Source organism: Rubripirellula tenax (genome assembly GCF_007860125.1).
Classification (GTDB): Bacteria; Planctomycetota; Planctomycetia; order Pirellulales; family Pirellulaceae; genus Rubripirellula; species Rubripirellula tenax.
Map to the genome: position 1 here is coordinate 116,474 of NZ_SJPW01000002.1, position 24,371 is coordinate 140,844.

General features: G+C 54.7%; 27 protein-coding genes and 2 pseudogenes. 12 read left to right on the forward strand and 17 right to left on the reverse strand.

Features of this window, described 5'->3' with window-relative positions:
• Positions 1-15: 15 nt before the first annotated feature.
• Positions 16-1,539 carry an IS21 family transposase gene (gene istA / locus Poly51_RS06185; RefSeq protein ID WP_186775374.1) on the reverse strand — a complete coding sequence of 508 codons (1,524 nt, stop codon included), beginning with the start codon at positions 1,537-1,539 and terminating at the stop codon, positions 16-18.
• Between the two features lie 171 nt (positions 1,540-1,710).
• Between istA and Poly51_RS06190 the strand changes: the two genes are divergently transcribed.
• On the forward strand, positions 1,711-1,986 hold the full coding sequence (locus Poly51_RS06190; RefSeq protein ID WP_246114300.1) for an IS66 family transposase: 276 nt from the start codon (positions 1,711-1,713) through the stop codon (positions 1,984-1,986).
• Between the two features lie 260 nt (positions 1,987-2,246).
• Here the strand turns inward: Poly51_RS06190 and Poly51_RS06195 are convergent, their stop codons facing one another.
• The 3 genes from Poly51_RS06195 to Poly51_RS30315 form a co-directional block, all read right to left on the reverse strand.
• Complete coding sequence (locus Poly51_RS06195) at positions 2,247-2,657, reverse strand: HNH endonuclease (RefSeq protein ID WP_261344108.1); 411 nt, start codon at positions 2,655-2,657, stop codon at positions 2,247-2,249.
• Positions 2,658-2,661: 4 nt separating this feature from the next.
• A complete protein-coding gene (locus Poly51_RS06200; RefSeq protein WP_146455476.1) occupies positions 2,662-2,886 on the reverse strand; it encodes a hypothetical protein in 225 nt (74 codons plus the stop codon).
• Between the two features lie 255 nt (positions 2,887-3,141).
• The gene (locus Poly51_RS30315; RefSeq protein WP_186775375.1) at positions 3,142-3,303 is read right to left on the reverse strand and encodes a hypothetical protein; all 162 of its coding nucleotides are present in this window, start codon (positions 3,301-3,303) and stop codon (positions 3,142-3,144) included.
• 147 nt (positions 3,304-3,450) lie between these two features.
• Here Poly51_RS30315 and Poly51_RS06205 point away from each other — a divergent pair, with 147 nt between their 5' ends.
• Positions 3,451-3,687: a hypothetical protein gene (locus Poly51_RS06205; protein ID WP_146455478.1), complete on the forward strand. Its 237-nt coding sequence runs from the start codon at positions 3,451-3,453 to the stop codon at positions 3,685-3,687.
• A gap of 59 nt (positions 3,688-3,746) precedes the next feature.
• A complete protein-coding gene (locus Poly51_RS06210) occupies positions 3,747-4,217 on the forward strand; it encodes a DUF6036 family nucleotidyltransferase (protein WP_246114407.1) in 471 nt (156 codons plus the stop codon).
• Between the two features lie 945 nt (positions 4,218-5,162).
• Here Poly51_RS06210 and Poly51_RS31180 read toward each other — a convergent pair.
• From Poly51_RS31180 to Poly51_RS31185, 4 genes and pseudogenes are all read right to left on the reverse strand, one after another.
• Positions 5,163-6,104 (reverse strand): annotated as a pseudogene (locus Poly51_RS31180) (M56 family metallopeptidase); the annotation flags it as partial.
• Positions 6,101-6,490, reverse strand: a complete 390-nt coding sequence (locus tag Poly51_RS06220) for a BlaI/MecI/CopY family transcriptional regulator (protein WP_146455485.1) — start codon at positions 6,488-6,490, stop codon at positions 6,101-6,103. The gene Poly51_RS06220 and the pseudogene Poly51_RS31180, both read right to left, overlap by 4 nt.
• Positions 6,491-6,742: 252 nt before the next feature.
• A complete protein-coding gene (locus Poly51_RS06225) occupies positions 6,743-7,807 on the reverse strand; it encodes a hypothetical protein (protein WP_246114301.1) in 1,065 nt (354 codons plus the stop codon).
• A 75-nt stretch (positions 7,808-7,882) separates the two neighbouring features.
• Positions 7,883-8,287 (reverse strand): SBBP repeat-containing protein, encoded by a 405-nt coding sequence (locus Poly51_RS31185; RefSeq protein WP_246114302.1) that lies wholly within the window; start codon positions 8,285-8,287, stop codon positions 7,883-7,885.
• A gap of 103 nt (positions 8,288-8,390) precedes the next feature.
• Between Poly51_RS31185 and Poly51_RS06230 the strand changes: the two genes are divergently transcribed.
• Positions 8,391-8,600 carry a hypothetical protein gene (locus tag Poly51_RS06230; protein ID WP_146455487.1) on the forward strand — a complete coding sequence of 70 codons (210 nt, stop codon included), beginning with the start codon at positions 8,391-8,393 and terminating at the stop codon, positions 8,598-8,600.
• Positions 8,601-8,821: 221 nt separating this feature from the next.
• Here Poly51_RS06230 and Poly51_RS06235 read toward each other — a convergent pair whose 3' ends face one another.
• Both Poly51_RS06235 and Poly51_RS06240 read right to left on the reverse strand, forming a co-directional pair.
• On the reverse strand, positions 8,822-10,192 hold the full coding sequence (locus Poly51_RS06235) for a Gfo/Idh/MocA family oxidoreductase (RefSeq protein WP_146455489.1): 1,371 nt from the start codon (positions 10,190-10,192) through the stop codon (positions 8,822-8,824).
• A 472-nt stretch (positions 10,193-10,664) separates the two neighbouring features.
• Complete coding sequence (locus Poly51_RS06240) at positions 10,665-11,921, reverse strand: PQQ-binding-like beta-propeller repeat protein (RefSeq protein WP_146455491.1); 1,257 nt, start codon at positions 11,919-11,921, stop codon at positions 10,665-10,667.
• A 35-nt stretch (positions 11,922-11,956) separates the two neighbouring features.
• On the opposite strand from Poly51_RS06240, the gene Poly51_RS31560 reads away from it, so the two are divergent.
• The 4 genes and pseudogenes from Poly51_RS31560 (at position 11,957) to Poly51_RS06250 (ending at position 14,401) form a co-directional block, all read left to right on the forward strand.
• Positions 11,957-12,085 carry a hypothetical protein gene (locus tag Poly51_RS31560; protein ID WP_261344109.1) on the forward strand — a complete coding sequence of 43 codons (129 nt, stop codon included), beginning with the start codon at positions 11,957-11,959 and terminating at the stop codon, positions 12,083-12,085.
• Between the two features lie 395 nt (positions 12,086-12,480).
• Positions 12,481-12,921, forward strand: a pseudogene (locus Poly51_RS31720) (PAS domain-containing protein); the annotation flags it as partial.
• Positions 12,922-12,954: 33 nt separating this feature from the next.
• Complete coding sequence (locus Poly51_RS31190) at positions 12,955-13,683, forward strand: PP2C family protein-serine/threonine phosphatase (RefSeq protein WP_246114303.1); 729 nt, start codon at positions 12,955-12,957, stop codon at positions 13,681-13,683.
• A 475-nt stretch (positions 13,684-14,158) separates the two neighbouring features.
• Positions 14,159-14,401, forward strand: coding sequence for a hypothetical protein (locus Poly51_RS06250; RefSeq protein WP_146455495.1), 243 nt, complete (start codon positions 14,159-14,161; stop codon positions 14,399-14,401).
• A 57-nt stretch (positions 14,402-14,458) separates the two neighbouring features.
• Here Poly51_RS06250 and Poly51_RS06255 read toward each other — a convergent pair whose 3' ends face one another.
• From Poly51_RS06255 to Poly51_RS06280, 7 genes are all read right to left on the reverse strand, one after another.
• The gene (locus tag Poly51_RS06255; RefSeq protein ID WP_186775378.1) at positions 14,459-16,408 is read right to left on the reverse strand and encodes a glycosyl hydrolase family 95 catalytic domain-containing protein; all 1,950 of its coding nucleotides are present in this window, start codon (positions 16,406-16,408) and stop codon (positions 14,459-14,461) included.
• Complete coding sequence (locus Poly51_RS31565) at positions 16,405-16,689, reverse strand: glycoside hydrolase N-terminal domain-containing protein (protein ID WP_146455500.1); 285 nt, start codon at positions 16,687-16,689, stop codon at positions 16,405-16,407. Before Poly51_RS31565 ends, Poly51_RS06255 begins: the two co-directional genes overlap by 4 nt.
• A 106-nt stretch (positions 16,690-16,795) precedes the next feature.
• The gene (locus Poly51_RS06265) at positions 16,796-18,421 is read right to left on the reverse strand and encodes a sulfatase family protein (protein ID WP_146455502.1); all 1,626 of its coding nucleotides are present in this window, start codon (positions 18,419-18,421) and stop codon (positions 16,796-16,798) included.
• A 6-nt stretch (positions 18,422-18,427) separates the two neighbouring features.
• A complete protein-coding gene (locus Poly51_RS30960) occupies positions 18,428-18,688 on the reverse strand; it encodes a hypothetical protein (RefSeq protein WP_222435799.1) in 261 nt (86 codons plus the stop codon).
• A gap of 2 nt (positions 18,689-18,690) precedes the next feature.
• On the reverse strand, positions 18,691-19,242 hold the full coding sequence (locus Poly51_RS06270) for an AlkZ-related protein (protein ID WP_146455504.1): 552 nt from the start codon (positions 19,240-19,242) through the stop codon (positions 18,691-18,693).
• Positions 19,243-19,266: 24 nt separating this feature from the next.
• Positions 19,267-19,629: a low molecular weight protein tyrosine phosphatase family protein gene (locus tag Poly51_RS06275; protein WP_146455506.1), complete on the reverse strand. Its 363-nt coding sequence runs from the start codon at positions 19,627-19,629 to the stop codon at positions 19,267-19,269.
• A 2-nt stretch (positions 19,630-19,631) separates the two neighbouring features.
• Positions 19,632-20,213 carry a protein-tyrosine phosphatase family protein gene (locus Poly51_RS06280; RefSeq protein WP_246114304.1) on the reverse strand — a complete coding sequence of 194 codons (582 nt, stop codon included), beginning with the start codon at positions 20,211-20,213 and terminating at the stop codon, positions 19,632-19,634.
• Positions 20,214-20,280: 67 nt separating this feature from the next.
• Here Poly51_RS06280 and Poly51_RS06285 point away from each other — a divergent pair, with 67 nt between their 5' ends.
• From Poly51_RS06285 to Poly51_RS06300, 4 genes are all read left to right on the forward strand, one after another.
• Positions 20,281-21,273 carry a hypothetical protein gene (locus Poly51_RS06285; protein WP_146455508.1) on the forward strand — a complete coding sequence of 331 codons (993 nt, stop codon included), beginning with the start codon at positions 20,281-20,283 and terminating at the stop codon, positions 21,271-21,273.
• Between the two features lie 169 nt (positions 21,274-21,442).
• Positions 21,443-21,742 (forward strand): MTH1187 family thiamine-binding protein, encoded by a 300-nt coding sequence (locus tag Poly51_RS06290; protein WP_146455510.1) that lies wholly within the window; start codon positions 21,443-21,445, stop codon positions 21,740-21,742.
• Positions 21,743-22,288: 546 nt separating this feature from the next.
• Positions 22,289-22,819, forward strand: a complete 531-nt coding sequence (locus Poly51_RS06295; RefSeq protein WP_146455512.1) for a sigma-70 family RNA polymerase sigma factor — start codon at positions 22,289-22,291, stop codon at positions 22,817-22,819.
• Positions 22,816-24,360: a LamG-like jellyroll fold domain-containing protein gene (locus Poly51_RS06300; RefSeq protein WP_146455514.1), complete on the forward strand. Its 1,545-nt coding sequence runs from the start codon at positions 22,816-22,818 to the stop codon at positions 24,358-24,360. Before Poly51_RS06295 ends, Poly51_RS06300 begins: the two co-directional genes overlap by 4 nt.
• Positions 24,361-24,371 lie beyond the last annotated feature (11 nt).

Genomic DNA, 24,371 nt, shown 5'->3' on the forward strand with positions numbered 1-24,371 from the left:
CGTTTTGGGAAAGAGTTAAGAAGTCAATTGGTTCTGAACGCACTCGTGAACGAAGCGTTCGTAATCCGCCAGCGGTCGGATCAGTTCGTGGTCTTCCAGGAACGGCATCAGTTCCTGAACCGGACCGCCACGCTGGATCAACTTGCGAATCGTCCGCAAGTGAAAGTCACCATGACGCCACGCGATCTCACACGCCTGTTCGATCTGGTCGCAGCGATACTGATTCGTCAACGACAGCAGTCCTTGTAGAACGCGGGTGCCAGCGATGCCACGCTGCCGCAGCATCGACTGACTCCAACGAGTGCTGTGAACCCCGATAAACGCGGTCTTTTTGAGTAGATACGCACTGCCTCGTTCGACAGAGTTGATCTTTTCACTGGCGATGTGCTGAGTCTTGGTGTTGAACTTGCCCTGTTCGCTGCGGGCGAACACGGCGATGGTTTTCAAATCATCATCGAGCAGACGCACCGTGCGAGCGTCCCACCGCGCCCACACATTGCGGCCGACATACTCCGGAGGCGCGCTGTAAAACGCTCGATCGATCGCAACGTGTCCATCGCGGTTGACCTTGCGGCGAGCTTCACTGAAGTTTGCGAACCGCTCGGTGGGAAGCGGCAGCAGTGTATCCTTCTCAGCAGCCTCAAAGTGACTGCCCACTTGCTTGCGAGTCGTTCCGTGAATTCGCAAGTCGGCAACGGTCGCTTCCCAGTGTGTGAGAAAATCATTCTGCTCCAAAAGTGTTGCGAACGAGCGACCACGTAGTGCATTCTCTTGAACGTAGTCGACGCCACGTTCGACCTTGCCTTTATGACGAGGCGTGTACGGCCGCGTCGGCAGAATCGTAATGCCGTAGTGTTGCTCAAAGGCGCGCAGCTTCGGAACCAGTTCGGGGTCGTACCAGTCGGGGTTCTTCACTGCGGCGCGAAGGTTATCAATGACGACGGTTTTGGGAACGCCACCGAAATGCCAAAACGCATTCTCCAACGCCGCAATGAAGTCATCAGTGGTCTGCCTGAACACAACTTCGGCGTAACCCTTGCGAGAGTGACTCAGGACGACTCGAAGCACATGGGTGCGTCTTCGCTTGCCGTCCTTGCCGACGACCGGCGCGCCGGTGCCGAAGTCGACTTGAGCTTCCCAGCCTGGCGCGACTTCGATGCGCCGGAAGGCTTGTGGGTTTTCAGTGCGGAGCTTCTTGACGAACCGACGCACGCTCCAGTACTTGCCCTGGTAGTCACGCTCGAGCTGCAAGTCTTGGAAGATCCGCTGAGCGTGAAGCCCTTGGTCGAGTTTGTCTTGGATCAGTTGCCGAAACGGCTCGCACTGACTGGCCGACGTGACCGCTTGGGAGACCGGCGGCGGATCATCCGAGCCGGTGGGCGCCCCGGTCCCTTTTGAATCGGCGGCGGCGTACTGAGCCGGTTCCTGGTTCTGCAAATGCCGCCGAACGGTCTTTCGATCGACGCTGAGAGCCTCAGCGATCTGATGCTGGGACTGGCCTTGCTGATGTAACTTCTTGATCGCATTGGACTTGGTCACGCTTAAATGATTGGCCACAGTCTCCCGTTCTCGGTTTCGCTGTTTGCAAAACGAACAACAGTAATTCGGCCAACCCCCTCACTATGTGGAGGACTTTCAGGCGCCCATCACTGGTCCCTTTTCAGCGCCCCGTGACACTTCGCCAAACCGCCTGCCAAGCCGAAGCGTCTGTTGAAGTACGGCAATGAGTTGTTGACGTTTTTGTGGCACGATGATGTTCCGTCGGACAACAATGCCGGGGAGCGAGCGATTCGTCCGGCCGTAATGATTCGCAAGAACAGCTATTGCAACCACAGTGAACGCGGTGCGTTGACTCAGTCGGTGTTGATGACGGTATTTCGCACGCTTCGGCTTCGTGGACGTGAACCATTAGCGACGATCCTCGATGCCCTCGCTATCGACGCGGCAACCGGAAACATGCCACCGATGCCACAGAAGGCTGAATAGTTACGGCCAATACGAGCAGGATACGTCGCTCTACATCAACAAAGACACTGGTCAGTATTTCATCGTCGAAAGTGAGGAGTTTGTAAGCGGACCCGATGTCAGGTGTTCTCATCAAGTCAAGCCGCTCACACAGCAAGAACTCGAAGCACTTGTTTCTACGGACGCTGAATTGGCAAAGAAATGTCAACAAATGACGGCGGAGTCACCCTGATTTATTCCGACTTTGCCGAGAATCCGTAACAAGCACTACGCCGTCGGGTTCAGGCTTCTGGCGGGAACAAGTCAAACAGACGTTCGGCTTGGCGTATCTTCTGGCGACGCTCGTCGTTCAGATGCAAAGCGTCGATCGTTGCAATGCCGATCGGCGTTTTGCCCGCGATTGCATACTCGTCCCACTCGAAGTGGTCCAACCAGAGATGGGATCGCGGATTGAACAACGCGATCGGTTCGGACCAGCCAAGTGAGGCGACCGCCACGCGATCGGACTTGTGAAGATTGCAGCTCGGGCAGGCCAACGCCAAGTTTTCGGCGTCGTCGGAACCGCCTGCCGAACGTGGGAAAACATGCTCGACGTGAAACGTCGCACCCTGCAACGAATGGTGCATTCGGCAGTATTCACATCGACCGCCTGCTCGGGCGATCTCGATTTGTCGTGTCTCGGTGGAAACCACGATGCTAGGAAGGCTTGCGACCGAGAAGATGGAGTGCTTCGGCGCGTACTAGTGAAAGACGCTCACTCAGTTCGGCGAGTGCCGCCAAGTCAGCCCGCTCTTGATCGGTAAGTTGACCCTCGTTGTTGCGATCCATCAAATTTTGCAAACGCTGGTCGGCTTGCTCTGGCAAGCGGAGCATTGTGATGCTCTCGACCCATTGCAATGGTGCGTCAACTCTCGTGTCCATCGGCCAATCTCCGTGTGGGGTATGTCCGTCCATTGTACCCGCCGCCGTTCAACCCTGCGAAGCCCGACTTTGGCCAATCGTCAAGATTGCGAGTTGGACACTTGGGTCCAGAGTGGACCACAGCAACACCAACTCGCGTAGGGTGGAATCTGTGGCAGAGTGCTTCGCACTCTGCTTCGCCTATACCGGGGATCATGCTGATTCCCCGCGTTTCGGGCGATTGCGCTGATCCTGTATCGCCCATCTTGGGTTGGGTCACTTGGCCTGAGTGGCAAGCAAAGCGATCGCGTTGCCCATCTCGGGCGAGACGCCCTCCCAAGCGTCGATCACTTCGCGAAGCGAGGCATCGCTTTGCACGATTGCTCCCACACGCAGTTGCTCGCGTGTCGCCGCATCTGCGTGCGTCTCCGATGCCACTGCACCGAGAATCGCACCACCACATAGGCAAACCTCCGATCTCCCTAGTGTTTGCGACTCTCGTCCAATGATCTTTTGGATACAATTGATTCAGCCTCCTTGGGCGGCGATCTAGCTCATTTGTTTCGTTTCAGCTGCACCGATAAAATGATTTCCCCGCAACCACTCGATCCAATTCGTTCTCGGGTTGCTCAGGCCGCAACCACGTTGCCGGAGCAGCGAGTGCTTGCTGGACTGGAGCATTCCGAGCTTGCCATTCGCGTGGTCGAGGATGGCATTCGCGATCAGAATCCGCTTGCTGATGATGCGACGATCACACGGTTGCTGGCCGAGCGGATTGAGCTGATGCGTCGCATCCAAGATCGTACGTTGGCGAAAAAGTGAAGCTGCAAGAAGCGGTATCGCGAATCATCGTCGCACTGAATGATGCTAGGCTTGAATTCATGCTCGTGGGATCGTTCTCCAGCATGTACTACTCGTTTCCCCGTTCCACGACGGATGCCGACTTTGTCATCGGAACGTCGGACTGGGATGTGCAAGCACTCGCCAAGTCGCTCGGGAACGAATTTAAGTTTGATCCGCAGTTCTCGTTCGAGACCTTTGGCGGTTCGATGAAGAACGAGATTCAGATCGAAGGCACTCCGTTCCGAATCGAGTTGTTTGGGTTGACCGATCAGCCCTTCGATCGAGCACGTTTTGATCGTCGCCGAAAGGTCGCACTAGGCGGTGACGAGGTTTGGATCCCAACACCGGAAGACGTGATCTTGCAAAAGCTGACTTGGTCCCGCCCCAAAGACCAGGAAGACATTTTGGGCGTGATCGCAGTAAATCATGAGACTCTCACCGCGTCCGGTGATAACGATCACTTCGGTTCCATCGTCATCCAGCGTCTCGACTGCAACTCTGGCTTCTAGTATGAGCCGTCGGTTGGTAACCTCTAGATCCGCTTGGTCCGCAATCGCTTTTTTGTAGAAGCCCCGAAACGCCTCAACTTGACTTTGCACGTCTTCAATGCGTTGACCTTCATTCGGGGCGATCACGATTCGCACATTTGCGGTACGGATTCTGGCATCAAAATCCAATCCAACTGCAACGGCCTGACACGACTGTAGCAATTTGAGCAATCCGCTCTTGTCCGCTTCGGCACTTCCCTTTGTTTGAAAACTCGCATCTACCCGCCAGACAGCACCTACCGTTCCGCCGTCGATGCGTTTCCACAACCGTCGCGAAAGCTCTGGATTGACCGGGGTTGGCAGTGTTCCGCCGAGAGCCAAGTCAAGCACTTTGCTTTCACCGATGTTCAATACGTCGGCACGCATACGCTTCGTCAACTCGCTCTCAGGTGACCCAAGCCATTCCCAGTCGAGAGCCTTCGCAATTGACGCCCACTGAATGGGTTGGTCGAAACGAATGTGGAACTTCTCAAAGGTTTGCGTCAATTGCCACTCGTGGCCTTGATCGTTGGGTTGCGCCAGCCTCTTCGTCGCCATGTGCAGATCTGATTGAAAGACCTGCACGCTGTCCGCCAGCAGTCCTCTACTGAATCCGTCTTTTTCCTTGACGAACGCGCCTTCGATTTCTTTCAGTGACTGCAAGACTTCATCTCTTACTTTCAGTTCTGCGAGATCCATTCGCAGATAGCTGTCACTTGGCCCAATCACTTCCCATGGACGGCTTGCCGGCCGCTGGAACGATCGTTCGGCTGGCGTCTGGCTCGACTTCGCCAACGATGCGATCCTCAGAGCGTCGTCTGCTGTCGAGACCAGTGCTACGGAGGTGAGGGCCGATGCCATCACAAAGACAGCTGATGCTTTCTGCCACTTTGGAAGCGGCGACGATACAGAGCTCAACATTTTGATCCTCCTGATCAAGTCGTTGGTAGAAACAGAAACCCCGAAAGTTGGTCGGGTCGAGGTGGCCCGAGAGTCGATTCGCAAAGCAAGACTTGCAAGGCCCGCTTGGTAGTTGTTTTGATTGTCCATCAGCGCCATCGCACCGTGATCGGTCGCCAGCTCCTGAGCCAATACGATTTGCTTTCGCAAGACGTACGACAATGGATGAAAGCAAGCGGCGATATGCAATACATCAACGCACAGTCGCAGCAGTGCATCGTGTCGAAGAATATGCTGCATCTCGTGCGCCAGCGTTGTCCTTTGATCGTTCCACGACCATTCCATAAAGTCGTCCGGTACCAAGACCGTCCCGCGACGCAGCCAAGTCACGCACGGTGAGGGAACCGACGGACAAATCCGAACTTCGATCGGATTCGTGATCCGCAGCTGGTCGCGCCATGTCGCAATGGTCGAATCAATTTTTCGATTGCATAGTCTCTTGCTGCCCTTTTCAGCGATGGCTACCGCATAAGTGCCGATAAGGATGCGGCAAAACATCGCCAGTGACAGGCAGAATCCGACGTACCATAAGGTGGTGCGAGCCATTTGATTCATCGCGGCCGTCGAATCAGAGTGTGAAATGCGATTCAATGAATCTAAGATCGCTCGCCATTGGAAATTCGCTGCGGGTTGAGCTTGGGCCATGGTTTCGGTTGCTTCTACTCTTCCGAGGTTGATGTCCTGGGAACGAGAAACGGACGCACCGTCTGACCCAAGAATCATGGACGTTGTGAAGGGTCTTGGAATGTCAGCCAAGACGATCAGAACCAAGAGGGCCGAGCCCAACATCCCGGTCACACCCATTTCGGCCGCCAGCGCCGGGGCACGCTGCAACAACAACCGCGACAACATCAGGGCTACGGCCAGGACCAGGGTGACCTGAAGAGCGCAGAGCAAGAAGACGCTCATTTCTTTCCTCCCTGCTTTTCCAGTACTTCGATCAGGTACTCGCGTTCTTTTGCGGTTAGCTTTCGCTGGTCGATGAGGTGGACGAGCATCGCTTCGCGTGAGCCGGCGAAGAGACGTTTGACCAAGTCGCCGACCAAGCCTTTTGAGACGTCGTCGAATGATCGAATCGCCTTGTACTGGAATGGCCGAGCGTCGTTGATTTGCTTCAAGAATCCTTTGTCCGCGAGAGCGCGAACCACGTTGGCTACCGTGACATAGGCAAGTGATTCACCGGACGATTCGAGAAAGCTTCGGGCGTCCTCTGCCGTTGCTGAGTCGTCCTGCCAAAATAGTTGCATCACAGCCAGTTCGCGTGATGTCAGTTCCTTCGTTTTGGGCCGAGCCATCAATTTTCCCTTGCTACGCCGCTTGATGTTTGTGAAACCAAATTTGGTTAGCCGAAACTTAGTCCAGGCGGAATCGTGGCGTCAACGCCAGTTTTGGGTAACCAAATTTGCAGTGTCGGAAGATGGCGTTTATCACCTTGATGAACGATTCGCTACGGTTTCCGTTTCCGTTGAAACTTGAAACAAGACGTGTTCAAGGCTTCACGGCAAGTTCGGTCGCAGTTGGAGCCATCAAGTGGCTTCGCTGGTTGATCAAAATCCGATCTTGGTGACGATCACGTCGCCTGCAAAACAACCGCCTTGGTAACAAAGTTCCTTGCCGCCACCCCCGCCGGCAAACTCTTTTTGAGCCGCGTGAACGATTGGCCAACCGGATCCATTGGTGGATCCAACCACGTAGAAGAAACCGTTCTTATCCAAGAAGCGAGATCGCCCGTCATCGTAACTTTTCCCGCCGAGATAACTCGCAAAACTCAATTGAGAGAAGTCACTGCTTAATCTAACGATGATCGCGTCATTCTCCCCTGATTTCTGATTCTGAAGGGCATCTTCGGTCGTTGGCAAGTCAACCGATGATGTTGTCCCGGTAAAGAAATCCTCACCACGGGAGTTAACATGGGCACCGTCGAGATCATCATTGCCACTGCCGCCCAGATAGGTGCACCGTAACAATGCACCGGTTGGAGAGAACTTGGTTGCGACGATATCGTGACCGCCGCCCCGACGATTTTGAAAGACCCCCGGCGTAACGGGCATGTCGTCTCGGTCAGACGAGGTTATCAAGTGCGCATTCCCGAGCCCATCAATCGCCAAGTTGTGGGTGCTGTTTCCGTACTCATCGCCCGATCCACCAAAGTACGTGCCATAAATCAATCGCGAACCATCGGGACTCAGTTTCGCGATGTAAGCATCCTTGCCACCGTTGTATGTACGATCACGGACTCCGGATGTGGCTGGCAAGTCCTTTGATTCGGTCGTCAGATTTAGAAAGACGTTCTTTTGAGAATCAATCCGAATGCCGGTGTTGGGTACTTCTAGGCCAGTCCCGCCAAGCCATGTTGCCCAGACAACGTGACGGCCGTCCGAGGTGACTTTCAGTGCTCCGGTATCTGCATTGCCGCCCGGGCTTGGTTGAAAGGTTCCCTTGAACCAAGAACTCGGCGGAAGCAGACCTTTGCCTGGATGGCTCATGGGAAGGTAGACGTCCCCCGCATCGTCTAGGGCAACGTCCCTGTAGAGTAATCCGACTCCAACATAAGACGCCCACACGACCGCCGTACCTTGCGGGTTGATCTTGGCGACGAATCCGTTCTGCATGCCATAGATGCCTGCGTCAGCACCCTGGAACGTCGGCTGGACTGCGTTTTCGGAAACTGGGAACCCCGGTCCGGCTCACCCAGCGACGTAGACGTAGCCTTGGCTATCGACCTCAACGGCATACGCTCGGTCGTAGTTTGGACCACCAAGCAGCGTCGACCAAATCAGTCGCCCGCCCGAATCGAACTTGGAAACAAACGCATCGCAATAGCCTCCAGCTCCAATCTCGGTGCCCGTCTTGTCATGCTTGGTTTGGAATGCGTCGCCTGTTGTGGGGAAGTCATCGGATCGAGTTCCTCCGACGACATAGACGAAACCGGCGTCGTCAACGTAGGCGTCACGCGCGTGTTCCCATTCCGACCCGCCCAAGAAAGTAGAAAACGAAATTTCCGCAGCGCCCGCCGAGGTGCTCGCGTAAGCACTGGCAGCTATCACCACGATGATCATTTGCCACCGACGTACTGCTTTTCCAACGAACATCGCTTCTCCAAAAAAGTTTCATACATTCACTTGGTCACGATTCACGCTCGCCTCGCCTGGATGGCGAAGACGTGCGTGGCGTGGTTTGCTGCACCAAACATGTATGAGCAACGCCAACGATGGAGAACTTTATAGTCTGTATCAAAGGACATCGCTGGTAGGTTCGCTTGAGCGTGTTGATTGCTACCCGACGATCGAGCTACAAAACGCCCAGGCCAGGTCGGCAATACGAGCTCAAGGGGATCGACGCATGGCGAAAGAGAACACCACGTCGCTGGCCGAGGCGCAGCGTGAGATCATGGACGTCGTTTGAAATCAGGAGGAGGGCACCGTCACGCAGGTGCGAGACTAGTTGACTGAGCGACGTGAAGTCGCTCGCAATACGATTCATGCCATGATCGTCCGACTCGAAGGGCGTCCTGCCAAGCCGATGTAAGTCTATCTGCCCAGAGATGGATAAGGAGACGGACACCGCGACAATGTCGCGGTGTCCTTGAATCTGTGAGGCTAAGAATGTCTCGCCTACACGGCGGATCACATATTGATCTCGAAACCTTTTCGCGATTCTCGCGACAAGAACGCGTTGGCTTCATCGTCGCCAATGATTTCACGTTTGGTCGGATCCCACTTCAATTCGCGGCCCATTCGGATCGAAATGTTTGCAAGGTGACAGGTCTCAAGCATCCGGTTGTGTGACCACACGTCCGAGATCGGTTGCTCGCGAGAAACCATCGACTCGATAAAGTTAGCCGAGTGATTTTGGCTAACCGGTCCGCCGTAGACTGCTTCTACTGCGCCTTCGGGTAACGGATTGGTTTCCAGATCCTCGACGGGTTTGCCCGCCAGTTTGCCGCGGTTGACGAAGAAGCGAGCCTTGGTTCCTTCGAACAGGATGCCGTTGTCTCCCTCGCTGGTGATGACCATCGGAATGTCACCGGGCATGTTGGCATGGATTTCAAATTTGGTCGGCGAATTGTATTGGTCGCCGACGGTTGGATAGCCATCTTTGTAATCGACGGGCAACGAAAAGCTGACCGGCGTGATCTTGTTGGGTCCGGTATCGCCCGCGCCCAACGCCCAAGTCGCAATGTCAACATGGTGGGCGCCCCAGTCGTTCATCTGACCACCGGAATACTCATACCAGTTCCGCCACGCGTAGTGACAGTTGGTGTAGAGCGGCACGCCGCCCCCGTAACCTTCACGCATCTCTGGCAGGGCCCGGTAGTCAACCTTCTGGGCTGGGCCGAGCCACATGTCCCAATCGAGGCCTTCGGGAGCATCAATCGCTGGGATCACTGGCGAGCCTGTGGCGCCGTTGATTCCACAGGTGACCTTGGTGATCTCGCCGATACGACCGTCTCGGATCAAAGCGATTGCTTTGAGAAAGCGATGGTCCATTTCCGTTCGCTGCATCGTCCCAACCTGACAGATTCGGCCGGTTTGCTTGACAATCTTCTCGATCAGTTTTCCTTCGTCGATGGTCAACGTCAAAGGCTTTTCGCAGTAGACGTCCTTGCCGGCCAACATGGCTTCGACGGAGATCTTTGTGTGCCAATGATCTGGCGTCGCAATCATGACCGCATCGATGTCGTCGCGATCGAGTACCTCGCGGTAATCGTTGTAGCCTTGCGCCTTCTGGCCAGATTCTTTCTCGAGCTTTTCGATGTGAGCGCCCAGCACATTGGCGTCGACGTCAGCAAAGGCGGCAAAGTCCGCGAACTTGGTCGTCTTGCTCGTAATCGTCCAGCCCTGGTTTCTCAGCCCGATGGTGGCGAAGACAGGTCGCTCGTTCGGTGAGTCTTGGGCGCGTGTGACGGCGCTCGTGCCCATGAAGAAGCCAGCAGCGGTCGCCCCGCCGGTCGTCTGCAGAAAATCACGTCGGGTGAAATTACGTTTTGAAATCATTGTGAATCGTCTTGGGGAAATTCGGGTAACGTTTTAGACAGAATAGGCTAAAGCGGAATGCTGATTCTAGTCGCTTTCGTCCTTCCATCGTACGGCGGGCTGAAAACGGTTTCAGATACTGAATGGGGGTTCCATGCTAGGCACAGCCTCTTTTCCCCGCAGCGATGGCTCGGCTTGGTGTCTCAGACGCTTAAGCATCCATGAAAAAGCCCACCCGAATCGAATTTTAGCGGCTGTGAGCCAATTTTTCTTTCTGGAAACGGCTCCGTCAGAAGTGGGCGAAAAAGCCCATCGCGAGAACAAATCGAGCTGGTTGGAACGGAGGCGTAAGCCGTTTTGAACGGGGTCTTTCCCGTCGATGGGTTCCCCTCCTAGATCCCCTGTCCGTCGCAGAAAAGTTGCATGCGATGGAAATACGCTGGTCGGGTCATTGCCAAAAGTGTGGTGATGTTCCGCCGCTCAAGCAGCAGGGTCATTTAAGTCTTAGGCAGATTATTTCTGTGTCGTCACGGATGTAGCCGTGCCCGTCTGCGATGGAGAGCGATTGACGCGTGGTTGCGAACAATCGCTTGCGGCCCAGCTCTTGGTAGCCTTCGGGAGAAACTTTGACGAGCACTAATTCGCCTTTCATCGTCGTGATCCATAGCTTGCCGTCGGCGAGCGTTAGATTGCCTTTGCCGAAGCGTGTTTCGCTCCACACCGTTTCTCCCGTGGACGCTCGGATGCACGACAAGTGAGTGGTGGGCCCGGCGCTACCGACGTTGTCGAATCCATACAGGTATCCGTCGACGACCACCGATGTTTGCCATTCGTTTCGCATCACGCTTTTCGTGTCGACCGAAGACCAGCGTTCGGTCACTGTGTCGTTTCCACCATCGTTCTTAATGTCCAGCAAGACGCAACCGTGGTTCTCGCCCGCCGAAATGAACACGCCACCATCAACGTTGATCGGCGATGCCGTGTTGCAGTCGTACGGTGTTTTGAAGGGATAGCTCCAAAGCACGCGACCGTCGGATGGATCGATGCCGTAGACAGCCGTTCCGGTGAAGCTAACGATTCGTTTGACACCGCCGATTTCTAGCAGCGTTGGTGATGAATAGCCAGCCGCGCCCGAAGCGGCTGCCCAAACCTTGTCGCCGTTTTCAGCGTCGAAGCCGATGACGGTGCCGCTTGGAGTATTGGCGTGAACGATCACGTTCGATCCGACGACCAAAGGCGATGACGACATGCCGTACTCGGATGCTTTTCCGCCGTCAGCGAAAATGTCCGTTTTCCACTTCAACTTTCCAGTGTCCAGCGATACGGCGGCCAGCCATCCGTTACCCGTCATCGCGTACACCATGCCACCGCTAATCGTCGGTGTGGCTCGCGGTCCGTCGCCTTGTCCGTTCTCGTAAGCAGGGCCAACGGAAACGTTCCAAATCTTGTTTCCTGTCTGGGCACTCATCGCCACCAGCAGCTGTGAATTGCCTTCGTTGTACATCGTGATCGCCTTTCCATCGGCGACGGCAACGGCCGACATCCCGACACCGCCAGGGACTCGCCAAGCGACACGGACGTTGTCCAACGAATCAGCCAATTCGACTTCGGACGACGTGCCATCCCGAGTCGGGCCAAGGAACTGTGCCCAATCGTCGGCGCCGACTGGCAGGGCGCCGACCAGCCCACTGGCTATTCCAACGGCGACGAATCCGGCGAACAGGCAAGAGCAACGTGAATGAAGGTTCATGCGATTGATAAACGAAGTTGGGAAGGATGATGGTGATGAAACAAAGCATAACGCACGGCTTGGCGTGGATGCATATCGCGAGTCAGACTTCCGAACAGCCACCCCGCGAACTTGCTCTTCGCGTTGTCGATTCGGTCGCGGACGTCAGCACGGTTAGCGTTTGATCTTTGAAGTCAGCACCTGCACGCGGCACGACGGGCATCGACACTGTCGCTCCGGTAACAGTGAATCCCGAACGCGGAAGTTCGACAATCGCGATTTCAATCGAAGTCTTACGGACAACGCGGAGACCTCCGTGGCCTGGCTTCTGATGGAAAAAAGACACGCTCGCTACTGCTGTTTTTGAATGCTTTCGGCAAGCGACGCACTGGGTGGGAGTCAATTTCGCACAAGCATCGGAAGCTGTTTTCCATGCAAGTGCGGATCTTACCGGCCGCCATGACCGGTCCCAATGACTGCCCTCGCAGGCTGCTGGTGTCGCTCGGCTAGTTCGTGGATAGTTATTGCGGCCGTCCGTTTGTGTCTAGCGAATGGCCAGAGACTGTGGGATGTTTTAGTTATGAATTCTTCTAGAGCTGTTCGAAGATCCGATGCCTCATCCCAACTGAGCATCCGACACCAACCTCTGATTGACCAGTTGCTGCTGAAGGATCGAGCTCTCGCTTCGGCCGCCGAAGGAATTACGATCGCCGATGCTCTCGCCTCCGATCGCCCGCTGATCTACGTCAATGAAGGTTTCACTCGTTTGACGGGCTACAGCAGTGAAGAGACCGTTGGCACGAATTGTCGGTTTCTCCAAGGCCCAAATACAGATCCAAATTCGGTCAAGCAGCTCCGCGATGCAATTTCCGCTGAGCGATATTGCGAAGTGGAGCTAATGAACTATCGAAAAGATGGTACTCCGTTTTGGAATCATTTATCCATCACGCCAATTCGCAATGAGGCCGGCCAGACAACACACTTTGTTGGGATCCAATCGGATACGACAAGACGCCACGAAGCGGAGGCAAGTCTGCGTTTGGCAAGCGAAAGAATGCAGAACGACTTGCGTGCTGCTGCCAAAATTCAACATGCGCTCTTACCTACCAATCTGCCAAAGCTCTCTCGAGCGAGGATTGCATGGTCCTACTTGCCCTGTGACGAACTAGCGGGCGACATCTTGGACGTCTTTCAGTTGGACGAATCTCGTATCGCCTTCTACGACCTTGATGTAAGTGGGCATGGTGTCCAAGCGGCATTGCTGTCGACCACGCTGAGCCGTTGGTTATCGAGGGCCTCCAGTGAATTGAAAGAGAATCCCGTCGCGGTCCTGGAACATCTCAATGACAACTTTCAACTTGACGTTGAGTCGCCTCAATTTTTTACATGCTGCTATGGAGTTTTAGATCTTAAAAGCAAAACTCTAAGCTTTGCATCGGCGGGGCACCCTTCGCCGGTTCTCCTGCGATCCAATCGAGCGGCCGAAATTTATTCACCGGGTTTCCCCGTCGGTATCGTCGCAGACCCTGACTACCAGCTGCAAGTTGTCAATCTTTGCGCAAATGATCGGGTCTACATCTTCAGTGATGGTGCTGTGGAACAAATCGGCCCTTCAGGTCGGGAGTTTGGGGTCGATCGACTTCTCCGAGAGCTAGAGCGACATCCAAGTGTTTCTTTGCAAACCAGTATCGATCTTTGCCTGGGCGCGGTGCTCAGTAGCACGGAGGATGGCATCACCGACGATGATATTTCCATGCTGGGTATTGAACTCCACGCGACATAACTCGCACCGCCAGCGGTAGTTCAATATCAGCGGCATTCGCTTTCGTCGAGTCTTGCGAAGCTCTTGGACTGAACTTTCGTTGTAAGCGTCGTTCCAACTTCTGAAACGCACAATCAAATGGGAGATAAATCGCTTTTGATCTCGTGGAGGTTCTTGTCAAGCAAGCGAGCGAAGCAGGTCTTTGTCGACCTCGGGAGCATGGTTTTCATCGCTGTTCAGTGATTCTAGACGTTTTCGTTTCGTCCCAGTCAAGGAACTCAAGACCGCACATGGATCACCCCTTCAAGGGTGGGTTAAGGAAAACAATCATTCGATACAAAGTACCCTTGCTCAAGTTTTCGGAAACGACTTCTGGCAAGTTGTTGTGAGCTAACCTTGACTGCGACCTCGGAAATTCTGAGGAACGCGGCGCTTCCGATGATGCCGAATGAATCAGTCGCGTCGAGCCGAACGTTCGGACTGTAGCGTTGTTTGGATGAAAGTTGCACTCGTTATCACCGGACTGCTTGCCGGTTTAGCATTGGCGGCACCGGTGCTGGTTGTCGTCGGCTACTTTTTTCGGATCATTCCGAGGTTGGTTCTCACGTTCGCACCCACCGTCTTTGTGTACTCGGTGTTGACGGCCTTGATTCGTTGCGTCTTGCCCATCGAGTCGAGCATCAAATCTTCGGCTGTTGGTTTGGAGGTTGCGATTCTGCTTGGCTGGTTGGTGATGTAACCATCCCGGGCGACTGCATTGCAAGAATACAACGCACAGCGATGGCCTGACGTCACCCTAGGCCATGCCATTGCACTCAGCGGACGGGTCAGGCTCGAAATGCCCGACGATCGGCGCCAGCCGGAATGTGACTAGCTTTGGCGACCAAGCCGGAAGCAACTCGATCTCTCCGGGATTGGAATAGACCAATGCTTCGGTCACCATCGCGGGCACTCCGCAGAGCACGTCCGTGTTCGGAAGCCAACCGGGATTATGCAGCGTGATCAGGTTCGGTTGGATGTAGTCGTAACGCATCAACGTAAACAGGTTTTGCCAAAACAACTGTGGGTACTTGGTTCGTGCGGCACAAAAGGAACGCACCGCGAAACAATGACCGGACCAATCCTGCGGAAGACGTTGCTCAAGGGCAACTCGCATCGCGGTCATGAAATCCGGATCACTCTCCCAGTTCAATTCATGCGCCGGCCAAACAGGATAACTGTGCGACATGTGGCGGTGATCGAAATCCTCCTTGAATCCGGCATAGGCCCATTCTTGAAACGCTCCTTCTTGATCAACTCGATAGGACGGGAACTTCTCAAGCATGGCCTTCAGTTCGACCACTCGGTTTGGCTTGATCTTTAAGTCCTCATAGGCCTGAACCAGATTGCTGATCGCCTGCTTACCCGCAGCGATATCTTGCACGGCGTTGATCGACTGGGCAGGCAAATGCTCTGGTGAGTAAGAGGGCACGAAAACGAATTTACCGTTTTCATCTACCTCGGTCAGAAAGTCTTCATAGAAGAGCACGTTCTTTTCCATCAACGGCAAGGCGTGCTTCTTCAGGAATTCTTGGTCGCCCGTGACAAGATAGTGTTCGTAAATCGGATAGATCAGCCACGCCGCGCCCGCCGTCCAGCAATGCCCCGGCCATTTACCAAAGTGCGTGTGATAGTTTTCTCGCCCGGACGTACGTGCACCCGACGTGATCCCGCGGAAGCCGTAGATGTTTTTCGCATTCACCTCCCACGAGGGCGCGATCTCCTCGATCAGGTTCAAGTAGGCGGCTATCGATTCCGGCAACCCGCAAGTACTGGCCCCGGCAATCTGCTGGTTTAGGTTGGTGTCGAGCGTGAAGTCGTTGGACCACGCTGGTTTGTGATTTCCGTTCCACACCCCGCTCAACGTCGGCGGCAGTTCTCCGCTGGAAGAAAGCAGAGCATAGCGTCCCACGTTGAACATCTTCTGAAGGAAAGCCGGAAGGATGTTGTCGGCTTGATGCTGCTTCGCAATCAGCTCTTCGGAAGACAAATAGCGATCGTCCGAGTTGTCCAGGTCGATCGTCATCCGCTGCATTGCGGTCCGATGCAGCGTTTCGTGACGCATCAGCAAGCTTCCGTAGTCAGCCGGCAGGCGTGAAAGATCTGCTTGGATGTCGTTCAGCTTGGAATCTTCAAAGCTCTCAAGATCGGTAATTCGAGTCAGCAGAAGAATCCGTTTTGCGTTGGAACATCGTACCACACCGTCGACCTGTTCAGTCGCCCCGCCGTCGCAAACGACACGTGTCGTGCCTTCGTAGCCTCGCGGGGTTTTGTTGTACTTGCATCGCGCCGTGATCCAATTCTTTGACAGGTCCGCGTCGATTCGTTCGACGTCATCCGTCAATCCGTGCGACTGATCCACCACGTTGATATCCAGACTGACCGGCAAGCCATCGGGCGATTCAAACAGCTGTACAATCACGTTATCTTTGCGGGACACAAATGTCTTATTGGCCCAGCGGCCCTCGGCGCTGCGAAACCGGACGACGACCTCTCCCGTCATGAAATCAACCGTTCGCAAATAGTCTTCGACATCGCCCGTATCCTGACGCTCAATGGTCATCGTGTAGGCCGGATGGTAAGCCGGTGTATTGACGATTTCCGGATGGCCGTTGGCAGCCATGGCCTGGCGCCAATGATCGAATGCCTGGCGAGACCTGCCTTCCAGCATCAATCGCCGTACTTCAGGCAATGCATCGGAGGTCACGGGCGGCAGTGGACGCTCATCCAGGAACGGTCGGAAAGACGTTCGTGGTTGAAGACGATTCTTTCTTGATAGGGCTGGCCCAAGACAGTCGCCCCCATCACGCCATTGCCCGTCACCAGGCCGCCATCCCATCGGTTTGCCGGTTGCGTGCTGCACATACCCGGAAGACTCATGACAGCAGCCCGCTTGTCCAGCGGAATGGGAGTCCCCGCTTTGGCTGAAACGATTCCGCCCAACGCGATGGTAGTGACGAGGATAAAAACAGCCGACCGGGCTTTCATGTTTCGTCTCCAATTGAGACGGATCGTAACCGTAAGTTTCTAAAGACTCGTCCACCAACAAGTCTGACAAATTTCCTCTGACCGATGCCTGCTCTAAACGCGCGGACTACCGAAGCTGTTCGGGCGCGTCATCACACAGTTGACGTAGTTCTCTTAGCCGGGAAGCGTGCTGGCTTTCGGAGGCAAGGTTTTTCCGTTCTAGCGGATCGTTCTTCAAATCGAACAGTTGCTGATAGACAGGCTGGGTATCTGGAAAACGGACGAATTTCCAATCCTTCGTGCGGATACCTTCGGTGCTCGGAATTGGCGAGCGCGGAGGGTCCGTTTGGTACGTGTGCTGGTAGAAGAAATGCTCTCTCCATGCCACCGATTTGTCTCTCACCAGAGGCATCATGTCCTTCCCCTGCATCGACTCTGGAGGATCGACTCCAGCGATCGAAAGAATCGTAGGCGCAACGTCGATACTCAAAACCATTTCTTCGCGTCGCGAGCCAGACTGTTCAGTCGCAATGCGTGGATCGTAAACGATCATTGGCACTCGGATAGAGTTCTCGTACATGAGCCATTTTCCCGACAATCCGTGATCTCCCAGTAGCAGCCCGTGATCCGATGAATAGATCACGACGGTGTTTTCAGCGAGCCCCAGGTCTTCAAGCTCATCGAGAATCACTCCGACCGAAGCGTCCAATCGCGATACGAGCCGATAGACAGTACGCAACTCTTGCAAACCGCGATCGCCGCCATCGACCCGTCGCTTTGCCCCGTCTCCTCCGAGAGACTCTTGTAAAAATTCAGGTAAAGCTTCGTAGTCTTCGCTTGTACAAGTCTCAGGACGCGGAAGATCTGCGTCCTCGTAAGTGTTGGGAGCATTCGGGTCAAAGTAGTCGAATGGCCCATGGGGTTCTTTAAAAGCCACCGTCAGGCAGAACGGTTGTTCCGAATCAGATTCACGCAGAAACTCCACCGCCTTCTCGGTCATGACCTCGGTGAGGTAGCGAGTCTCCCCATCAACTTCTTGGCGAAAACTGATGCTTTGCGGAAAGCCATACCACTTGTCAAACTTATCCGCCGGCAGGCAGAGTTGCCGATCTCTTCGCCCCGGATTGCCCACCGCAAACTTCCCCAGGTAGCCGGTTCGGTATCCGGATTTGCGAAGCAGGACGGGATACGTTTCGTCGAATGCGGCGGCCGATAGGGGCTCAATGAAATCCTCGACTCCATGCCTGATCATGTGCTGTCCGGTCATCAAGCAAGCTCGGTTGGAACAGCAGATCGCTGTCGTCGCAAATGCGTTTTGAAACACGACACCACGGCGTGCCAGGCGATCTAGATTGGGTGTCTTTATGTGCTGGTTCCCCATGCATCCCAAGCAATTAGGAGGCTGGTCATCGGCAAACAAGAACAGAATATTTGGTGGTCGCTGCTCTGCACATGCCAATTGCGATTGGAGCAGGCAAAAACCAGCAAACAAACAGAGACTGGTGAACAGTCTTGTCCGGACATTGTCTCGATCGCACATAAGTATTCTCATCTCGAACCTATCAACTATTTGGCCGGTACTCTTTCCATGTTCCTGGCGTTCCATGACTCGTGCCCAGAAGGAGTATAGGCGAAGCACCGTACTGCGTTGGACGCATCGTGCGATTCGAGACGCACACGGATCTCGCTGCTGACGACAACGAATCCATCCCGACCTCGATCGCTGATGGCCTAACTTCAGTGTACGCGGCATCCTCTATCATTGCGTCAGTGTGATTGAAGAGGACACGATCAAGTTTGAACAACGGTGAGCCGCCAGGTACGACCAATCGTTATGATTCCCCGCCTTGAAGTCGCCAATGGCGACACGTTTGTTTTTATTTGCACCTGGATCGAGTCGGTGCCCCGATGGCCATGCGAACTCGTCAACCTCACCACCGAAGAACTTGGTGTTTTGCTTTGCAAAATCGACGAAGACAGCACGCAGACGATCTGCCGTTTCGTCAGTCGCGTATTCCAAGCCTACGATTGTTCTTCCACAAGCTCCAAATGAACCTCGCTCATGGGCAGCCAAAAATCGTTTTTGTGGCGAGGGTCGTTTGAGCGGACGATGTTCAGGCTGATTTGCAACTTCCTGAGCGCCGTTTCAAATTGGCTCTTGGTACAAGCAAGCCGGTTCATCGCACGCTTACGAAGATCGCCTGTGTAGGCCTGTTCCAACCGAACCATCTCAAAGATCTGTTGCTCAAGTTGACCCAACTGGTCAGCCGGCTTGTAGAACCGTGGGTAGTGTTCATCAAGAAAGTGCTGCATCTCTATCAGCACTGCGTCGCCACCTGCGACTTTGCCATAGAAGACCTCATCGGGGTAGGTCTGAGGGATGCGGGTTTTCCAATTCCAAACCGCACTGACCTTGGGACTCCATCCACCCGCTTTGGGCTTCGCTTCGGACAGTCCGGTGTTGTCCCACAAAGAGGGGTACGGCGACCCTTTGCTCCCGAAAACCGTGCAGATTTTTTGTTCCAGCACGAATCGGTAAGCATCCTCAAATATCTTGATTCGTTTTGGTTGCATGCTGCCATTCTAACCTTGACGACGTCATCTGTCCGGTCCCAGTGAACTCTGTCGGAGTCGTTCAATGATCGGCTCAGCAGCGGATCGGATCAGCTCCCCCAATTCGTCATCCATGAACTGGTAGTCGTCGGGAATGTCCAGCACATAAATCGGTTTGAACTTCGCTTCGCCAGGAAAGTCGGCCAAAACTCGCTGCCGATGTTTGTCTTCCATCACCAGAATCACGTCCGCCCAAGCGATATCGTCCGAACGAATCGTCTGCACCGCCGCCTTTGCCGTGCCACGCGAACGAACAGACACACGCTCATCACGTCGGTAAATCGCCTCCGCCGTCGGACTCCGCCACTGGTTCTTGCTGCACAAGAACATGATGTTGAGTCGACTCATGGTTAGCTGTCTTGATTCTTGGTCCACGACAGTACAAAGCCTTCTTGCGATTCGTTTTCTAGTGCTTTCCAACTCGCTCGTTCCACGTCCGCTTGTCGCAATTGAGTTAGCAAGCCCAGCACGTTCTCGGGTGACGCAAGACCGTGCCGTTGGAGCCAGCAACAAATCGCCGATCCCGTTCGCCCCATGCCGCCGAAGCAGTGAACATAAACGGGACGATTGGCGGCGAGCGAAAGGTCGATTGCATCCAGAATGCTTCGCATCCGATCAACCGAAGTTGTGCCGCCGTCGGAAATCGGAAAACGAAGATGGGCGATCGGGTCGTTTTGCTGGTCCGCGAGTCGGCGGAGTTCGTCGTCATAGCGAACGAAGGGCACGCCAGAATTGTTCGTCTCGTTCTCTTCTTGCAAATTGATGAACGTCCGCATGCCAGCGTCATACAGCGACTTGATCCGCTGGCGATGATCTGCTGGATCTGGCCGACCTGGATACGCCCCCGCGAGCAATAAATCATCGACGACCCAATACGTGCGGTTACACGGCGTCGGCTTGGATGGGTGGGTGAACGTGAGTGGGATACTCAATCGAAGTCTCCAGTGGAACGCGGTAGACTGACAAGCTTCACGCGGCCAGCTAGAAAAGGAAAACATCATGACTTGGTTCACAAAGCTTACCGGAATCGAGGAAGAATCGCCTGAGCAGGTTCGCCGCGAATTATCCATCGACGGCGATCAGATCGTCTGCCCCAATGGGAAACGATTCGCGTTCGGAACTTTGGAAACGCCGAAGCTGTCGGATCTTCGGCACACTGTCTCGCAGCTTGACGTTCCGGCGCGTCCGTCGACGATCCGCGAACAGGTCGGCGACGTTCGCCAGTTGCACGCGGACTCAGCCAATGCCAACGCTTTGTTCCAAGTCGCCTCACAATTCAACCTGTTGGAAATGACCGGGCCATCGGTCACACCCGAACGTGGCGTCGGCATCTACGAGAGCGACCCGACTCAAGGCCCGGCGTGCGCGATCGCGTGCGGAGCCGGGACGATCTATCGAAATTACTTTGCACTGGTCGGCGATCGCATCGGCCAATCTGCTGACCATCAAATCGACTGCTCCGCCGACCTGGGAAGCAGACTCGGCAACGAAGACGGCCAGCTTTGGCAGATGCAAAACGGTTACCTTTTCCCGTCCGATGACGGCCTTCGCCGCATCACGGATCGTCTGCAATCGGCAAGCGAATCGGAACTGGACGAGCTTCGCGGCGAGTTACGGATCGGCCTTCAATGGCAAGCCGACGTGACGCTGCCACATTCCGGACATCGCGTCAGCCAAGCATACTGTTCAGCGTTGCCGGTCGCCTACGGTCGCCAGCGAGTCGAACTTTGGACGGACTTTGCGAAGCTAATCCTCGACGTCGCTTACGAAGCGACGCTATTGGCTGCCGTCATCAACGCGTCACGCACCGGTGTCAACGTCGTTTACCTCACGCTGCTCGGCGGCGGCGTATTCGGCAATGATGACGAATGGATCATCAGCGCGATCGAGAGAGCGTTCGTTAAAACGAAGTCGAATAACCTCGATGCCAGAATCGTCTCTTACCGACATTCCAAACCGTCGGTCTCAGAACTCGTCAATCGCGTCGGATAACAGGATCGCATCACCTACGACCAACGCTGCAAACCGCAGAAGACGTTCGCTGGTCTCGAGACGGAGCCGAGACCAGCGGTTGAGACAGGCCACTGCAATTTCCTTCGGGAAAGTCTAGGCTTTGGCCGAAGCAAACCGTACCCGACCAAAACCAGCGGAAAATATCAAAATGAAAGTCATCGTTGATCTGTGTGTCGTCCCGATGGGCGTTGGTATCTCGGTGGGCAAGTACGTCGCTGAATGCCAAAAGGTGCTGCAAGAGGCTGGGTTGAAACACCAGCTTCACGCATACGGCACGAACATCGAGGGCGACTGGGACGAAGTCTTTGCCGCGGTGAAGCGTTGCCACGAACGTGTTCACGAAATGGGTGCTCCGCGAATCACCACGAGCATCAAAGTCGGAACCCGGACGGATCGCGAGCAGTCGATGCAGGACAAAATCGACAGTGTGACCAAGATGGAAACTTAGATGCTCTCCGCCTAACTTTGGGTTAGCCGTCGCATCTGACGAAGGTGACGCTCCGAAGTCGGCCGCCGGAGCAGCGAAAGAGATTGCTGGAATCCGCATCGGTGTCGCGGACCGAACGCCCCCAGCCGATCGCGTAATCCGCTTCGGCTTGTCCAACCTCAGCATGTTCTTGCAACAACGAAACCGCATTGGTGTCTGCCGATAGCAGGCCTACACATCGGTGATCGAGATCCGCAACTTTCATTGGTTTTTGCCGGTTGCTGTCCCACCCTGCGTGCCCAGTAATTCTTGCTCGGTACAGTCCAGCAGCATGAAGCCTGCATCAAGGACTTAAGCGAGCAGATTCGGGAAGCCGAAGTAGCCAACGATGTTCCTCCGCCGATCAAGGAGGAACAAGTCGAGGCGATTCTGTGGCTCAAACCGCCTCAGGTTTCTGCCGAAAGGGGCCGGGACAGTTTCCGGCCTTTTTTTTTGCTCTCAACCGTAACCAACCCATGCTCCCGCGGTATATCCTTCCTGACCAGCCGGTATTGATCAGGGAAATACATGCCCGGAAAACGACCAGAACCATCCTTCGAATTCGTACAGCTTCTGACCAGCCATCAGAGCCGACTATACGCCTATGTACTGTCGCTTCTTGGCGACCGCACTCAGGCGGAGGACGTCATGCAGGAGACCAATGCCGTTCTCTGGCGCAAATCGCATGACTTCAAACTGGGCACCAACTTCGGTGCCTGGATGCTCAAAATCGCCTACTTCCAGGTCATGGCTCACCGCCGCAGACTCACCCGGGATCGCCTTGTTTTCGACGATGACTTCCTTCGAGACATCGCTGAAGGCGCGGAGCAGCAGTGCGAGTGGCAGGGAGAAAAACAACGACGTCTGGGCGACTGCATCGGAAAACTAACCGATCGGTATCAGGAACTCATCCGCCGTCGATACACCGAAGGTGCCACTCTGAAATCCATAGCCGCTCAAAGCGGTCAGTCAGAGAACTCAATCAAGCAGGCCCTTTTCAGAGCGCGCGCCGCTTTAATCGAGTGCGTCAAAGGTCAACGCCGGGAGGAAGTTATATGACAGAGGAAGAGAACAAAGAACTGGAGTCTCTCCTCATGGAACTTACGGAGGGCGAGCTTTCGTCGGAACAAAGTCATCGTTTGGCGGAGGTGATTCGTCAGCATCCGGCGGCAAAACAACAGTACCTCGAATACTGCCAGGTTCACACCATGCTTGCATGGGAACACGGTGTGTTGGGGGATCTACAGATGCGGGATCTTTCAGACACACCCGAACCTCCCTCAGATTCCTTCAGCTTTTGGAAACCATTGGGCACGGCCGCCGCGCTGGTGCTGGCCGGAGTGATCCTGTGGCCACAATCGGGCGCACCATCAAAAATGAAACCAGGCGAAACGGTCGCTTCTCTGACCCGGAGCGTGGCCGCCAGTCTGGAACTGTTCGGCGCATCGTCTGACTTCAACAATGGCAGCGCCGTAAGAACCGGCTGTTACCAACTTGACGAAGGCCTTGTTCAAATCACCTTTGAATCAGGTGTCGAAGTGGTCATCGAAGCACCGGCCTCTTTCGAGATTCATGGCCCTGAGTTCATGATCTTGAACGAAGGACGTCTGGCGGCCAATGTAACTCCGGAGGGTGTCGGCTTCACAGTGGAAACGCCGGATGCTGAAGTGGTTGATTACGGTACAGAATTCGCAATCGAAGTCGTGTGCGAACGCAGCAGTGAAGTCCACGTGTTCAAAGGGGAAGTGGAAGTGCAACCCAAGCAGCGGGACACCTCGATAGATCCCGTTCGTCTTGTCACGAATCAGGCGACTCGCATCGATCACTCGACTCTCATCCCTCTCGGCATCTCCGTAGACGATCAGAGATTTCTCAGAAGTCTCGATGAGCCGGACCCAACTTATATTGGAAACGTTCGTGAACTTCTGCCGCTCGCTTACTATCGCATGGCGGTTATCGACGACGGACTTACCTTGAAGGATGCTGCCAAAGGTCATGAAAATACGGCCTCCGTCGTGAAAGGTGATACGCGGCGCCAACCATTCGCTCCGGGCCGTATCGGTTCATCCCTTCGTCTGGATGGGCCTAGAAAGGGAGTGTATGCACAGATCTCTTCAGGCCTCGAACTCCCAACAACAGAGTTCACCATCATGGCTTGGATCCGCACCCAGACATTGCCAAGGAACGCAGTTCTTGTCTCAGACATGAATCTCTCGGGCGACGAAACATTTCGCTTTGGGCTTGTTGGCGATCATGGGCATTTGGGCCTCACCCTCGCCAACGGAAAGCGGTTTCTGCAGATAGTGGATTCGTCACCATTGCCTCTCGAAGATTGGACACATGTTGCCGTCGTAAAGACGACTGAAAGTTTGCGGCTATACAGAAACGGAGCCCTCGTTTCCTCAGAGCCTTTAAATGGGTTTCAAGCACAATCGCACAACCGTTTCAGCATCGGGGGAATCCCTAAAGAGTCCGGCGGCAAGAAACGAAATCGAAGATCGGGCTTCTGGCATGGGCGGATCGACGAACTTGCCTTCTTCGGATCAGCTCTGACCAGCGAACAGATTGAAAACCTGTTTCAACTCACCCCATCCATCTAAACCTTGAAGAA

Coding starts and splice junctions, on each gene's coding strand:
- Poly51_RS31560 (WP_261344109.1), top strand. CDS start 11,957: ATGAAACAAAGCATAACGCACGGCTTGGCGTGGATGCATATCGCGAGT.
- Poly51_RS06250 (WP_146455495.1), top strand. CDS start 14,159: ATGAAAGTTGCACTCGTTATCACCGGACTGCTTGCCGGTTTAGCATTG.
- Poly51_RS31185 (WP_246114302.1), bottom strand. CDS start 8,287: ATGTTCGTTGGAAAAGCAGTACGTCGGTGGCAAATGATCATCGTGGTG.
- Poly51_RS06230 (WP_146455487.1), top strand. CDS start 8,391: ATGAGCAACGCCAACGATGGAGAACTTTATAGTCTGTATCAAAGGACA.
- Poly51_RS06275 (WP_146455506.1), bottom strand. CDS start 19,629: ATGAGTCGACTCAACATCATGTTCTTGTGCAGCAAGAACCAGTGGCGG.
- Poly51_RS06295 (WP_146455512.1), top strand. CDS start 22,289: ATGCCCGGAAAACGACCAGAACCATCCTTCGAATTCGTACAGCTTCTG.
- Poly51_RS06240 (WP_146455491.1), bottom strand. CDS start 11,921: ATGAACCTTCATTCACGTTGCTCTTGCCTGTTCGCCGGATTCGTCGCC.
- Poly51_RS06210 (WP_246114407.1), top strand. CDS start 3,747: ATGCTCGTGGGATCGTTCTCCAGCATGTACTACTCGTTTCCCCGTTCC.
- Poly51_RS06265 (WP_146455502.1), bottom strand. CDS start 18,421: ATGCCGCGTACACTGAAGTTAGGCCATCAGCGATCGAGGTCGGGATGG.
- Poly51_RS06285 (WP_146455508.1), top strand. CDS start 20,281: ATGACTTGGTTCACAAAGCTTACCGGAATCGAGGAAGAATCGCCTGAG.
- Poly51_RS06205 (WP_146455478.1), top strand. CDS start 3,451: ATGATTTCCCCGCAACCACTCGATCCAATTCGTTCTCGGGTTGCTCAG.
- Poly51_RS31565 (WP_146455500.1), bottom strand. CDS start 16,689: ATGAAAGCCCGGTCGGCTGTTTTTATCCTCGTCACTACCATCGCGTTG.
- Poly51_RS06290 (WP_146455510.1), top strand. CDS start 21,443: ATGAAAGTCATCGTTGATCTGTGTGTCGTCCCGATGGGCGTTGGTATC.
- Poly51_RS06225 (WP_246114301.1), bottom strand. CDS start 7,807: ATGCAGAACGGATTCGTCGCCAAGATCAACCCGCAAGGTACGGCGGTC.
- Poly51_RS31190 (WP_246114303.1), top strand. CDS start 12,955: ATGCAGAACGACTTGCGTGCTGCTGCCAAAATTCAACATGCGCTCTTA.
- Poly51_RS06300 (WP_146455514.1), top strand. CDS start 22,816: ATGACAGAGGAAGAGAACAAAGAACTGGAGTCTCTCCTCATGGAACTT.
- Poly51_RS06270 (WP_146455504.1), bottom strand. CDS start 19,242: ATGCAACCAAAACGAATCAAGATATTTGAGGATGCTTACCGATTCGTG.
- Poly51_RS06220 (WP_146455485.1), bottom strand. CDS start 6,490: ATGGCTCGGCCCAAAACGAAGGAACTGACATCACGCGAACTGGCTGTG.
- Poly51_RS06235 (WP_146455489.1), bottom strand. CDS start 10,192: ATGATTTCAAAACGTAATTTCACCCGACGTGATTTTCTGCAGACGACC.
- Poly51_RS06200 (WP_146455476.1), bottom strand. CDS start 2,886: ATGGACACGAGAGTTGACGCACCATTGCAATGGGTCGAGAGCATCACA.